At 44.4% G+C, this 14386-nt stretch carries 7 protein-coding genes; 2 read left to right on the top strand and 5 right to left on the bottom strand.

The features are described from left to right. The first annotated feature begins 253 nt into the window (after window positions 1–253). Together FHW88_RS28010 and FHW88_RS28005 are read left to right on the top strand one after the other, a co-directional pair. Window positions 254–2707: a PIG-L family deacetylase gene (locus FHW88_RS28010; RefSeq protein WP_176628839.1), complete on the top strand. Its 2454-nt coding sequence runs from the start codon at window positions 254–256 to the stop codon at window positions 2705–2707. A gap of 561 nt (window positions 2708–3268) precedes the next feature. Continuing rightward, a complete protein-coding gene (locus tag FHW88_RS28005) occupies window positions 3269–6163 on the top strand; it encodes a DEAD/DEAH box helicase (protein WP_176628838.1) in 2895 nt (964 codons plus the stop codon). 141 nt (window positions 6164–6304) lie between these two features. Here FHW88_RS28005 and FHW88_RS28000 read toward each other — a convergent pair whose 3' ends face one another. The 5 genes from FHW88_RS28000 to FHW88_RS27980 form a co-directional block, all read right to left on the bottom strand. Beyond that, the gene (locus FHW88_RS28000; RefSeq protein ID WP_176628837.1) at window positions 6305–7561 is read right to left on the bottom strand and encodes a pyridoxal phosphate-dependent aminotransferase; all 1257 of its coding nucleotides are present in this window, start codon (window positions 7559–7561) and stop codon (window positions 6305–6307) included. Between the two features lie 236 nt (window positions 7562–7797). Continuing rightward, complete coding sequence (locus FHW88_RS27995) at window positions 7798–8532, bottom strand: acyl-CoA desaturase (RefSeq protein ID WP_090534794.1); 735 nt, start codon at window positions 8530–8532, stop codon at window positions 7798–7800. Window positions 8533–8688: 156 nt separating this feature from the next. After that, the gene (locus FHW88_RS27990) at window positions 8689–9702 is read right to left on the bottom strand and encodes an LLM class flavin-dependent oxidoreductase (RefSeq protein ID WP_176628836.1); all 1014 of its coding nucleotides are present in this window, start codon (window positions 9700–9702) and stop codon (window positions 8689–8691) included. Between the two features lie 182 nt (window positions 9703–9884). After that, a complete protein-coding gene (locus tag FHW88_RS27985) occupies window positions 9885–13214 on the bottom strand; it encodes a vitamin B12-dependent ribonucleotide reductase (protein ID WP_176628835.1) in 3330 nt (1109 codons plus the stop codon). Window positions 13215–13594: 380 nt separating this feature from the next. Then, the gene (locus FHW88_RS27980; protein ID WP_176628834.1) at window positions 13595–14356 is read right to left on the bottom strand and encodes a phosphosulfolactate synthase; all 762 of its coding nucleotides are present in this window, start codon (window positions 14354–14356) and stop codon (window positions 13595–13597) included. Between the last annotated feature and the right edge of the window lie 30 nt (window positions 14357–14386).

Here is a 14386-nt window from a genome sequence, read left to right as displayed (position 1 = left end):
GCACAAAATTAATCAAACGATTGATTAAGCGTATCGGATTGAAGCAGAAAAAGTTAATCAGTTGATTAAGATTACCATCGAATGACAGATTTGTTTGACAATGCTTAAAAAAATTGTAAAAATCAAAAGTGTTTGTTAAAACATTTAATATTTATCATTAAAAACTTTAACAGATTGATGGTCACCGTAATGGTTTTGTTATATTATTGATACAGGAAATACAGAATATCTATCTTTCAATATATTTGTTGCTATGAAGCGTATCCACCTCATTGCAGTATTCCTGTTTGCAACTGTTTTTTCAAAGGCCCAAACCAACCCACCTACCGATCTCGGCACTATTCAACAAAACCTTAAAAAACTTGATGTGCTTGGTAGTGTATTATATGTTGCCGCCCATCCCGATGATGAAAACACCCGCCTGCTGGCTTACCTGGCGCAGGAAAAACATTATCGCACCGGTTACCTGTCGCTCACCCGTGGCGATGGCGGACAAAACCTGATAGGCAATGAGCAAAGTGAGCTGCTTGGTTTGATCCGTACGCAGGAATTGCTGGCTGCCCGCCGGATTGATGGCGCCGAACAGTTTTTTACCCGCGCCAATGATTTCGGCTTTTCAAAAGGACCGGAAGAAACGCTAAAGATCTGGGATAAGGAAAAAGTATTGGGCGATGTAGTTTGGGTGATCCGCAAATTCAGGCCGGATGTGATCATTTGCCGCTTCCCAACAACCGGCGAGGGGGGCCATGGGCATCATACCTCTTCCGCTATATTAGCGCAGGAAGCTTTTACAGCCGCCGCCGATCCAAACCGTTATCCCGAGCAGTTAAAATATGTAAAACCATGGCAGGCCAAACGCCTGATGTGGAACACTTTTAGTTTTGGCAACATTAATACTACCTCGGCCGATCAGTTTAAGATCAATGTTGGGGTTTATAATACCATCTTGGGTAAAGGTTATGGTGAAATAGCTGCCGAAAGCCGTAGCAATCATAAAACGCAGGGTTTTGGTTCGGCCAAACAACGCGGCGAATCATACGAATTTTTTAAAACTATTTTGGGCGATGCCCCGCAAAACGACCTCATGGATGGCGTTAATACCACCTGGAAGCGCGTTAAAGATGGCGACGCTATCTCAACGTTAACAGGTGTTATCAGCCGGAACTTTATTAGTGACGCGCCCGAAAAATCAGTACCGGCATTGGTACAATTACTGACGAAAGTGGAGAAAATATCGGATAACTACTGGCGCGAACAAAAAGCCAAAGAGCTGAACAACCTGATTACAGCTTGTGCCGGTCTTTGGTTTGAAGCTTACGCAGCAGAGTCAACATATGCTTTGGGCGATAAAATGAGCATACGTGCACAGGTGATCAACAGGTTTAACTATCGTGTTAAGATAAACAGCATTGATGCTAACGATAGCGCATTAGCATTGCAAAGCAAGGAGATACCATTTAATCAACTGCAAACTTTTGAAACTACTGCCGCCGCATCTATGTTAACGCAGCCGTACTGGCTTGCAGCCTCGCACCCGATTGGTGTTTACACTTTGCCAGATAATACCTTGGCCGGTAATCCTGAGAACCCCGATCTACCTAAAATTACCTTCCAGTTTATCATTGAGGGGAAGCCTATTAATATTGACCGCCGCATAATATATAAATACGTTGACCCGGTAAGGGGCGAGGTTTATCAGCCTATTGAAATAACGCCGCCGGTAACCGCCAATATCGAAGGCAAGGATTATATCTTCAGCACACAGCAGGTACAAACGGTATTGGTAAACCTGAAAAGTTTTACCAAAGCAAGTGGTACCATCAGCCTGAAACCTGTTCCCGGCTGGAAAATAAGCCCCGAAAAAATTGACTTCACCGATAAGGAAAAAAATGAGGAATGGTCGGTAGCATTTACGGTTACCCCAACTGATACCAAAACTAAAGCAACCGATCTGGAAGCGGTGGTTAACGCTAATGGCAAACCGTTTTCACTCAGCCTTCGCCGTATCAGGTATGACCACGTACCGGCCATTACGCTGTTCCCGCCTGCCCAAACAAAACTCGTTTACCTCGATCTTAAACATAACGGCAGAAAAATAGGCTACATTGCCGGTGCCGGCGACCAGATGCCTGAAGCTTTGCGCCAGGTAGGCTACGAAGTACACATACTAAGCGAAAACGAGGTAATGAACGGTGATCTTTCAGGCTATGATGCCATTGTAACCGGCGTACGTGCCTACAATGTGAACGAGCGACTTGCTTATCAGCAATCGAAATTAATGGCATATGTAAAGAACGGCGGCAACCTGGTAGTGCAATACAACAATAACAATGGTATTGTTGTAAAACAAATAGGCCCGTATCCGTTCACTGTAGTGAACAGGAGGGTTACCGACGAAAATGCCGAGGTAACTGTTTTAGATCCTCAAAACCCGGTGTTAAACTATCCTAACAAAATAACCAATGATGATTTCAGCGGCTGGATCCAGGAGCGCGGACTGTATTTTGTAAGCAATATCGACCCGCAGTACAAACCCATTTTGCAAATGCATGATAAAGGCGAGGAACCTCTTAACGGATCATTAATTGTTGGTGATTATGGCAAAGGCAGGTTTATATACACGTCACTCGCATTTTTCAGGGAATTACCTGCCGGTGTGCCCGGAGCTTACAGGTTGTTCATTAACTTGTTGAGCAAGCCAAAGTAAGCGAATAAATGCGTATTGCCGGGCGAAGATATCAGGATCCTCTGTGAGAGACCCTGATGGAACGTTAAAAAATCATGATGACGTATAAAAATAGTTTAGCGATAGTGCGTGGGCCGCGTTAGTGATAGTAGCGGATGCCGGCCTTGTGGCTAATGCCTGTGCAGTATGAGCGGATAGCGCGGCCGCAGGCAACGCCCATATTTATGATATTGATCAAAAAAACACATTTAAAAATCAACAACTTACAATAACGAAGACAACCCGACCGGAGGGAACTCATTAATACCTATATAATTATTAATAATCCCAAACTGTACAAGCAGCCACACAGAACTGCTCTTCTAAGTGGAGATTGCTTCGTACCTCGCTATTAAGGCTATCTTTATCTTTTCCTTTACTAAACGCGACTATCCGGCAAAAAACACTTTATGTTATCAAAACCGTGTCAATTTCAGCGCGTTAACAATTTTTTAATATAAAACTCTTTCAATTACAGTAAATTCTATTTACGTTTGAATTTTTTCTTGATGTAGCTTCAAATAATTTTTTACCCTGAAGCACATGTTACGCGTCGACAGTTCCAAACCATGCCAAATTATTTATGCCATTGCCAAGCATGACTACCTGTCGTATGTTATTGAGCCTCACATTGTTCAGCTTAACCCCAACGGTGAATTTTCGTTAACCCATCAGCGTTTATTTTCCAATACCGCCAAAGAGTTTTGCGAGTTTTTGGACGAAACTGATATTAGGTTGATCAAATTGTTGGAGGAGATGGAGCAGGGAAATGTGATCAAAAGGTATTACAAAAAACCAATCCGCCCGTTCGAGTTTTTCTCCAAGATCTTCAATGAGCAGATGTTCGATATGATCCGCCCAAAACTGGAGAAACGGATAGCTGAAGCGTTGTCATTACTTTGCGGCAAGCAGGTATACCAGATGAGTAAAGAAGGTTATCCGGGCGAACGCAAACTTCAGCTGGCTACCGAGGCGGCATCGGTGTTATTTCATTTCAGGCGCAGTGAAGAAGAGATCAGGTATTTTCCTACCATCAAATACCAGGGTATGCGCATCGAGTTCATGTTTAAAAATGCCGAGATCATTTGCAATCACCCGGCCTGGATGCTGCTCGACGATACCTTGTATTATTTTGATAAGGAAATTGAAGGTAAAAAACTACAGCCCTTCCTGAACAAGCGTTTCATCGCTATACCAAAATCGTCGGAGCAATCATACTTTGAAAAATTTGTAGCCCCGCTTATCGAAAAGCATAATGTTTATGCCGAAGGCTTCACCATCAATACTGAAAAGTATGACGCCTGCCCTGTGCTTAAACCTATTTATATTGAAGGCGGTACTTCGCAGCTGCAACTTTCTTTTAAGTATGCGGGCTATGTATTTCCTTATGGCGATGGCAGGCACATTTCTGTGCGGATGGAAAAAACCGGCGATGATTACCTGTTTCACCGTATTAAGCGTTCAACTACCTGGGAAAAAGGCAAAATGCACCAATTGGAGCAAATGGGGCTTAAAATAGCTTCATCATTGTTCCAAAACCTTGAAGTTGCCGGACACGATGAAGATGACGACCGCTCGTTCTCCGTTTTTGAATGGCTCAATCAGCATCATGATCAGCTTATTGAACAGGGCTTTGAACTGGAACAGCCTGAAGGGCAAAAACGCTACGTATTTGGCAGCAGTAAAATTGAGCTTGAAGTAACAGAAAATAACGACTGGTTTGATATCAACGCCATGGTGAGCTTCGGCCCCTACCGAATCCCTTTTATCCAGTTAAAAAACCATATCCTCAATCATAAAAAGGAATTTACATTACCATCGGGCGAGATAGCCGTGATTCCCGAAAAATGGTTTTCACAATACGGTAACCTGCTGCACTTTACCGAAGGCAGCAATGAGTTAAAATTACGCCGTCATCATATAGGCCTCGTTACCGATTTGGCCGAAGGCGAAATGGCCAGCGTTACCATGACCCGTAAACTGCAAAAGCTAACCAATTTTGATGAGCTGGAGGATGCGCCGATGCCTGTTAATTTTGAAGGTCATTTGAGGCCGTACCAAAAAGCAGGCTATAACTGGTTCCACTTTTTAAAGCAATACCACTTTGGGGGCTGCCTTGCCGATGATATGGGTTTGGGTAAAACCATCCAAACTTTATCACTGCTGCAAAAGCACAAGGAAGATACGGAAGAGGCTGGAGGCAAAGCCACTTCGCTGGTGATCATGCCAACCTCGCTGATATATAACTGGCTTAATGAGGCCCGCAAATTCGCGCCACAATTGAAACTTATGGTACATACGGGCACTATGCGCTACCGCAGTGCCGAAGTTTTTGCCAATTACGATGTGGTGATCACTACCTATGGTATCAGCCGCATTGATATCGAAATGTTTAAAGGCTTCTTTTTTGATTATGTGATCCTGGACGAAAGCCAGAATATCAAAAATCCGTCGTCGAAATCATACCAGGCGGTTAAACAGCTCAAGTCTCGCTTTAAATTGATCTTGAGCGGTACCCCGGTCGAAAATTCGGTTAACGATTTGTGGACGCAAATGTCGTTCATTAATCCTGGTTTATTGGGCGCGCAACAGTTTTTCCAAAACGAGTTTGTGGCGCCGATAGAAAAGAAAAAGGATGAAGATAAGGCCCGCAAACTTCAGGCCCTGATTAAGCCTTTTGTGTTACGCCGCACCAAAGAGCAGGTAGCAACAGAATTACCACCCAAAACTGAAAATCTTTTCTACTGCCAGATGACAGAAGAGCAGTCGTCGGTTTATGAAGAGGTAAAATCCGAATACCGGAATGAGTTGCTGAAAAGCCTGGAAGATGGCACGTTTGCTAAAACACAGATCCAGGTACTACAGGGCTTGATCAAGCTAAGACAAATTGCCAACCATCCGATCATGATCGATAAGGATTATGAAGGCGACAGCGGTAAATTTGAAGATGTGGTTCATACCTTAGGCAACGTGCTTGACGGTGGGCATAAAGTGCTCATATTTTCGCAGTTTGTAAAACAGCTGAGCATTTACCGCGAGCATTTTGAGCGCATTGGTATTCCTTACGTCTACCTGGACGGCGCTACGCAAAACCGGGGCGACGTGGTTAAACAATTCCAGGAGGATGAAAAAACGCGTGTGTTCCTGATCTCGATAAAAGCGGGGGGCGTAGGTCTTAACCTTACCGAAGCCGATTATGTGTTCATCCTCGACCCATGGTGGAACCCGGCTGTTGAGCAGCAAGCCATTGACCGCACACATCGTATCGGGCAAACCAAAAACGTTTTCATCTATAAATTCATCACCAAAGATTCGGTTGAAGAAAAGATCCTGGCCCTGCAACAGCGTAAGCTCAGTCTGTCAAGAGCATTGATCACTACCGAAGAAAGCTTCATTAAATCGCTTACAGCTGAGGATATTAAGGAAATATTGGGGTAACCGCCCCCTCCCAAACCTGCCCCCTGAAGAGAGAGTGCTTTAAACGAAAAAGCAATGAATAATTAATACTCATCGCTTTTTTCGTTCTAATAACACGCTGTTTTTAAAGTCTCACCCTTCAGGGGGAGATTTAGAGGGGGCTTATTTTAACTTGCTCAACGCCGCTTTAACCCTCGGTATCAGGGCTTGAATTTCGCTCAGCGGGGTAGCACCTACAGAGGCACGGAACCAGTTCACCTCATCACCTGTACCAAAGGCCGAGAATGGAACAAATGCGGCTCCGGCCTCTTTAATTAAATAAAAGTTAATATCTGCCGAATCTTTCAATACTTTGCCGTCCGGAGTGGTTTTGCCACTGTAATCTATTTTCAGGGTAAGGTAAATAGCGCCCATAGGTTCAATAGAATCTACGTTTAACCCGCTGGTTTTCATCTCCTGGAAACCTTCATGCAGGGCAGTAAGGCTTGCCTGGATCTTTCCTTTTAAGTCATCAAGATAACTGTTTACATCAGCCTCGTCAGTTAAAAATTTGGCCATAGCCATCTGTTCAGGCTTTGGCGACCAGGCACCCATGTGGCCTACAATGGCTTTCATATTTTCGATAACCAGCTCCGGCCCGAAACCCCAGCCTACACGTACACCAGTTGCTGCAAAACATTTTGAACCGCCATCAACAAAAATCGTGTAATCTTTTAATTCAGGGCGAAGGGTTACCGGATCGTAATGCTTATGCTCGCCAAAAGTTAACTGCGAGTAGATTTGATCGTATAATAAATACAGTGGTTTCTCACCCGCTGCACGGCTCTTGTTTTCGGCAATTACAAGGTCGCAGATCTCTTCCAGGTCCTTTTTGCTGAACATAGTACCGGTAGGATTTAAAGGCGAACACAACGCCAGCAAAGCCGCTCCTTTTAAATGCGGGCGAATATCATCTGCAGTAGGCATAAAATTATTTTCAGGAGCGGTAGGGATTATCACTGCATCAGCATTCAGCAGATCGCTGTAATGGTTATTGTTCCATGACGGTGCAGGGAAAACCACTTTTTCGCCGGGGTTAACTACCGCCAAAAATATAGAATAGATCAGCGGGCGCGAACCACCCGAAATCAGGATCTGGTTGGGTGCATAGTCAAGACCTAAACTTCTTTTCAAAAAGCCACTTACACTCTGGCGCAGATCAAGCATGCCATCAGCAGCCGGGTAGTTGGTTTGATTATGATTATAGGCGTCAATAATCTTTTCCTTTAGAGGAGTTGGAATAGGATAAATATTGGAATCGAAATCGCCGATGGTAAGGTTGGCGATATTCTGGCCTTGTCGTTTTAATTCGTTGATCTCGCCCGCAATCTTGATGATCTCCGAGCCATGCAAATTTTGAGCTAATAAGGAAACACTCATGGATTTATGTATTTATGAGCGGCAAAGATAGCCGATTGAGGTGAAAGGCGAAAGGGTATAGGAAGGTAAAAGGATAAAGGCAAAAGGTGAAAGGTTTATTTGAGGGATTACAAAAAGCTGTATGGCTAAAAGAAAACCTTTTGCCTTTGACCTTTTGCCTTTAACCTAAAAAGAAAAGGTCAAAAGCAGAAAATAAAACCTTTTGCCTTTGACCTTTTGCCTTTAACCTTAAAAGCTTATAAATATGCTTTGCGCAGTTTAATGATCCGCATCCAGTGCATGAGTTTCATTACGGGGTAAACCGGGTCTATCTCAAACCATTTGGCGCCAAAATTGGCTTTGTTGGGGTGTTTGTGATGATTATTCTGAAATAGTTCGCCCAGCATTAAAAAATCGAACGGGGTTGTGTTTTTTGATTTATCACCGTTATCAAAGTTTTGATAACCGTATTTATGACCGCACCAGTTAACAATAGCACCGTGTATTGGCCCCATTAAAAAGTGGATAGGGATCAACAGGAACATCCACCATGCTGTAGCAAACTCCACGTAAAATAAAATGTATAAAACTCCAAATGAGATGCGTGATACCATTGATGAGCCAATAAAATCAACAAAACGCCATTCAGGGATATTACCCTTAAAGCGCTCTTCGGGCTCCTTCAGCTTCCTTACATGCAGCCTGTAGCTTTTAGCCGTATATACCATCATCTGGAAAACATCCTTAAAAAAATGAGGCGAATGCGGGTCTTTTTCGGTATCGCTATATGCATGGTGTTCGCGGTGCATAATGGCATAAGCTCTTGGGTTCAGGAACGATGATCCCTGGCAAATATAGGTAAGCAGGTAAAAAGTCCCCTCGTAAAACTTATTGGTTGTGAACATTTTGTGAGACGCGTACCTGTGCAGGAAGAACGTTTGAAAAAATAGCGACAGAAACCAGTGCGCTATGAAGAAAATGATAATAACCATTGAAATGTAGAAAATAGACTTATTTATAATCTTTCCAAAGATACAATTTAAAGCCTTATAAAGTTTTTAATATGTGAATAATCGTAGCAGCCTCAATAAAAAATGCCGTTCCTGGCATAAAAACGGCATTTGCTTAAAAAAGTTGTTTTACGAGAATTATAATAATTCAAACTGTTCGGCCAATAAGCGGTACGATTCCAGCCTGTCTTCAAAATTTTCGGTAATGGTAACAGCCATAATTTCATCCACTTCGTAATCATTGGCAAGCCATTTTAACTTCAGCTTAAGTTCAGTTGGCGAGCCGGCAATTACGCGGTACCGGTTATAACGGATGCGTTCCTGCTCAGCCGGGGTATACTCAACATCTTTTACATCATCATAACTCAACGGAATTATTGGGCCCCCTTTTTCAAACTGTAAAAAACGGTGGTCCATAACGGCCTGGTGCTGCCTCACTTTTTCCTCATCTTCAGAACAGAAGATAAATACAGCTACATTGGCCTCTGGCTGTTGCAGATCATCAGATGGCTGAAATCGCTCCTTGTACATTTTAACACTTTCGGGGCCGCCGTTGGGGTTAATAAAATGTGCAAACGAAAAACCCATACCAAAGTGTGCTGCAAATAAACCACTTTGCCCGCTTGAGCTTAGCAACCACATGTTAGGCACGGTTTTAATCTGCGGGATAGCCCTGATACGTGCCTGTATGGTTCCCGGCTCGTAAGTATCATGAAAGTAATTCTGCAGGTCGGCCAATTGTTCCACAAAATCCTGCTCCCTGAACTGGTTTGAAGGATTAAGGGCTGCTGCAGTGATGCGGTCGGTACCCGGCGCGCGGCCCATTCCCAGGTCAATCCGGCCGGGGAACAGCGCTTCCAGCATCCGAAAGTTTTCGGCAACTTTTAGTGTACTATGGTTCGGCATCATAATACCTCCCGAACCCATGCGCATGTTTTTAGTTTCACCTGCTAAATGGGCTAACAATACCTCGGGTGTTGAACCTGCTATGATACCCATATTATGATGTTCCGAAATCCAGAAACGGGTATAGCCAAGGGTATCGGTATATTTTGCCAGTTGTATGGTTTCCTGTATGGCCTGCTCGGCAGTAGCGCCTTTTCTTATCGGCGACTGGTCAAGCACGCTCAATTTGATCTTATTTGTGCTCATATATATTCTGAACACAAAAATAAGCATCGGGTTGCAGGTGGGGTTTATGTCCGGGCTTTTATGGCATTGCAATTACCATTACTGCTGCATCAATTTTACGCCTGGTAATAAATAAGCCCCGCCTGGGGAGCGGGGCTAAACATAATTAACTATTTATAATTGATTTGAAAAATCCGTATTGATTACGAGCATCCCATTGAGTTGCCGCAGTTTAAGCATTTGTAACAGGTACCCGAACGAACCGTGGTATGCCCGCAAACGTTACAGCTTGGCGCATCACTTTGTACGCCCATGCTTACATCGAAAGATAAGCCTTTTCTTTGAGCATTTATAGAATTATCTGAAAATTGAGTAGATGGCTGATACACATTGGTTTCATCGGCATTAAAATCCTCATCACCCATTTGCGGGTTTCCCAATACGCCGTTTTTATCGGTTATGATGTGTACCAGGTCGGTGCGGTCCTGGTATTCATAGCCCAGCATCCTGAAAATATAATCGATAATGGAGGTTGCACTTTTAATATTGGTATGCCCTACCACCATTCCCGCCGGTTCAAAACGGGTGAAGGTAAATTTTTCTACGTATTCCTCCAGCGGTACACCATATTGCAGACCGATAGAAACCGCGATGGCAAAACAGTTCATCAATGAGCGGAAGGTTGCACCTTCTTTATGCATATCTACAAAAATCTCGCCCAGGGTACCGTCCTCATATTCGCCGGTACGTACAAATACGGTTTGCCCGTCAATACTGGCCTTTTGCGTAAAGCCGCGGCGTTTGTATGGCAGGTGTTTCTTTTGCACCACGCGCGAAAGCTGGCGCATAAAATTGGTATCCTTTGATTTTTCCATGATGGCCATGGCTGCTTCAATAACCTGCTCGGGTGTCAGATCGCTCAGTTTTACGTTGGCAGCTTCGCCTAATACTTCTTCAACCGTATCCAGCTTGTCATCGGCTTCTTCCTTAACGTCTGATTTGGTTGACAGCGGTTGAGATAGTTTACAGCCATCACGATAAAGTGCGTTGGCTTTCAGGCCCAGCTTCCACGAAAGCTCGTAGCAATCTTTGATCTCATCAACTTTGGCTTCGTTTGGCAGGTTGATGGTTTTTGAAATGGCACCCGAAAGAAATGGCTGCGCTGCTGCCATCATTTTGATGTGCCCATGGGCATGGATATAGCGCTCGCCTTTTGCGCCGCATTTGTTGGCGCAATCAAAAATAGGATAATGATGTTGTTTCAGGTACGGCGCTCCCTCGATGGTCATAGTACCGCAGATATACTCGTTAGCTTCTGCAATTTGTTTTTTGCTGAAACCAAGTGCGCGCAGCACATTAAAATCGGGCGCATTATACTGCTCGGCCGTGATGCCCAAACGTTTCAAACACTCTTCGCCCAGCGACCAGATATTGAAAGCAAAGCTGATCTCAAAGGCAGATACCAGGCCCTTGTCCAGTTTTTCCAGTTCATCATCATTAAAACCTTTGGCTTTAAGCGCATCTATATTGATATGCGGAGCACCTTTTAGGGTTGCTGCACCTTTAGCATAATTAACTATGGCGGTAACCTCATGATCCTGGTAACCTAAATTGCGCAAAGCCTCGGGCACGGCCTGGTTAATAATTTTGAAGTAGCCCCCACCAGATAACTTTTTGAATTTCACCAACGCAAAATCCGGTTCGATACCGGTAGTATCGCAATCCATCACTAAACCGATAGTTCCCGTAGGCGCAATAACGGTAGTTTGCGCATTGCGGTAACCGTATTTTTCGCCCATTTCAACGGCCCTGTCCCAGGCATTGCAGGCCGCTGCAAGCAGGTAATCGGGGCAGTGCTTTGGGTTGATGCCCGGAGGGGTAATTTCCAGGCCCTCATAGTTTTCGGTAGAGTTATACGCAGCATAGCGATGGTTGCGCATCACCCGCATCATGTGCTCTTTGTTATCATTATAGCGGCTGAATGTACCGAGCTCACGGGCCATTTCGGCCGAGGTTCCATAGGCAGTACCGGTCATGATGGCGGTAATGGCTCCGCCAATAGCACGGGCCTCATCGCTGTCATAAGGAATGCCGTTCACCATCAGGGCCGAACCCAGGTTGGCATAACCAAGGCCAAGCGTACGGTAATCATAGGATAATTGTGCCACCTCTTTTGATGGGAATTGTGCCATCAATACGGAGATTTCCAGTACAATGGTCCACATGCGGCAGGCATGTTCAAAACCCTTTACATCAAATACACGTGTTTGCGAATTAAAGAAATGGGCAAGGTTGATGGATGCCAGGTTACAGGCCGTATTATCCAAAAACATATACTCCGAGCAGGGATTAGATGCATTGATGCGACCACCTTCGGGGCAGGTATGCCACTCATTAATGGTGCTATCAAACTGCACTCCCGGATCGGCACAGGCCCAGGCGGCAAATGCGATATCATCCCACAGTTTTTGTGAGGATATGGATTTAACGGTTTTGCCGGTCATCCGACTGGTTAGGTTCCAAGCCGAGCCGGTTTTAAGTGCTGTGAAAAAGCTATTGGGAATGCGTACCGAATTATTGGAATTTTGACCCGATACCGTGCGATAGGCCTCACCTTCATAATCAGACGAATAACCTGCGGCTATCAGGGCCGCTACTTTCTTTTCTTCTTCTACTTTCCAGTTCACAAAACCCTCAATTTCGGGGTGATCCAGATCAAGGCAAACCATTTTGGCTGCCCTGCGGGTTGTCCCGCCCGATTTGATGGCTCCCGCTGCCCTGTCGCCGATTTTCAGGAATGACATCAGTCCTGATGAATAACCACCGCCCGATAGCTTTTCACTCTCGCCGCGGATCTTAGAAAAGTTTGTGCCTACGCCCGATCCGTATTTGAAAATGCGGGCTTCACGAACCCAAAGGTCCATAATGCCGCCCTCGTTCACCAAATCGTCATCAACAGAAAGGATGAAGCAGGCGTGCGGCTGCGGGCGTTCATATGCTGAAGTTGATTTACTTAACTGTTCTGTTACCGGGTCTACATAATAATGCCCCTGTGGTTTGCCGGTAATGCCGTATGAGGTATGCAGACCGGTATTGAACCATTGCGGCGAGTTTGGAGCAGCCAGTTGGCCAACAATAGTATAAACTATTTCATCATAAAAGATCTCAGCATCTTTTGGTGAAGCAAAATAACCATATCGCATGCCCCAATCTTTCCAGCAGTTGGCCATACGATGGGCAACTTGTTTAATGCTTTTTTCAGATCCGGTTGAGCCGTCGGGTTGAGGTACGCCTGCCTTACGGAAATATTTTTGAGCCAGGATATCAGTAGCCACCTGCGACCAGCCCGCCGGCACCTCAACGTCGTTCATTTCAAATACAGCATCGCCTGAGGGGTTGCGGATCACCGACGATCGCTTTTCATATTTAAACAGGTCGTAAACACTGGTACCTTCTTTGGTGAAATAGCGTTCGGCTTTGAGCCCCTTTTCCCCGCTTGCTGCGGGCGCCTTCCTGGTAATGTTTTTAGCCATAGCTTTACAGATTATGATAAAATTAACTGAGTACGTGCAATACTAAAAAGGTTCAGGGGTTTTAAATCAAATCTATTAGTATGCTGAACAGCATAATAGCCGGAGTTTTCCACATGCCTGGAATAACATGCATCCCTTGTTCTTATGCAAGAGAAATTAATTGATTTTTAAATACTTGCAGTGTTGATAATTAAGAATTGATGTACTTTTTAAGAAAAAAGACATATAGTTTTAACCATGCTCAGTCACTGTGTTTTAGCCTGCCGGTGCCAGTCTTGTGAGGTTGCCTGTATGTAAGGTTGACTCTTGCCTTCTAAAACAAAAAGCCTCCGGATTACTCCGGAGGCTGGGTTAATTGTTATATTAAGATCAGTCAACAATTACATCTCTAAAAAATGGTCGAAAGTATCGCTGCGGATACCTAACCTTAGGGTTTCAAGCGGGATGATATCCGTTGGGGCGATATTACCCAGGCTTACATTTGCACCTATCAATTTAATGAACCAAACTTGCTGCGCTTTTTGAGGCGCTTCCCAAATAATAGTCCCTTCAGGAATCTGGGTTAGGATCTCATCAATCAATCCCTGGCGTACCTCTCCCGAATCACGATAAATACCCACATTTCCGCTTTCACGTGCCTCAGCAATTACTTTCCATGAGCCGGCCTCAATTTCGGCATTCATCAGTTTGATCCATTTATAAGGGGCAAAAATCTTTTGAACATCTTTTGAGCCAACTTCGGATATTACCGTAACCTGTTTGGCCAGCTCGCTGATATAGTTACATTTAACATCATGCTCAATGGTGATGGAACCATCGGATACTTCGCAATGTTCCAGTTGGTACTTATCCAATAAACGGCGGTAATCGTCAAACTGGTTACGTACAATAAAGGCCTCAAACAAGGTTCCCCCAAAATAAACAGGGATCCCCGCCTCCCGGTAGAGCTTTAGCTTTTGTTCAAGGTTAGGGGTTACATATGATGTAGCCCAACCCAGCTTTACAATATCGGTATACTGCCCGCCAACTTCAATAAAATCTTCAACCTGGCGCAAGCTAAGGCCTTTATCCATAACCATGGTAATACCTTTATCACGTGGTTTAGTTGTACGGTCAGGAAGATGATTAATAGTGTAGTTCATTGTAAGTATTTGTTATAGCCTATAACTAAA

This window comes from Mucilaginibacter sp. SG538B (genome assembly GCF_013376065.1).
Taxonomy (GTDB): Bacteria; Bacteroidota; Bacteroidia; order Sphingobacteriales; family Sphingobacteriaceae; genus Mucilaginibacter; species Mucilaginibacter rubeus.
The sequence above is the reverse complement of the archived record's forward strand: the minus strand, read 5'-3'. Positions and strand labels throughout refer to the sequence as shown.

Bases quoted from the DNA above. Each gene is read 5' to 3' on its own strand.
- FHW88_RS27985 (WP_176628835.1), bottom strand. From the start codon at position 13,214: ATGGCTAAAAACATTACCAGGAAGGCGCCCGCAGCAAGCGGGGAAAAG.
- FHW88_RS27990 (WP_176628836.1), bottom strand. From the start codon at position 9,702: ATGAGCACAAATAAGATCAAATTGAGCGTGCTTGACCAGTCGCCGATA.
- FHW88_RS28000 (WP_176628837.1), bottom strand. From the start codon at position 7,561: ATGAGTGTTTCCTTATTAGCTCAAAATTTGCATGGCTCGGAGATCATC.
- FHW88_RS28005 (WP_176628838.1), top strand. From the start codon at position 3,269: ATGTTACGCGTCGACAGTTCCAAACCATGCCAAATTATTTATGCCATT.
- FHW88_RS27995 (WP_090534794.1), bottom strand. From the start codon at position 8,532: ATGGTTATTATCATTTTCTTCATAGCGCACTGGTTTCTGTCGCTATTT.
- FHW88_RS27980 (WP_176628834.1), bottom strand. From the start codon at position 14,356: ATGAACTACACTATTAATCATCTTCCTGACCGTACAACTAAACCACGT.
- FHW88_RS28010 (WP_176628839.1), top strand. From the start codon at position 254: ATGAAGCGTATCCACCTCATTGCAGTATTCCTGTTTGCAACTGTTTTT.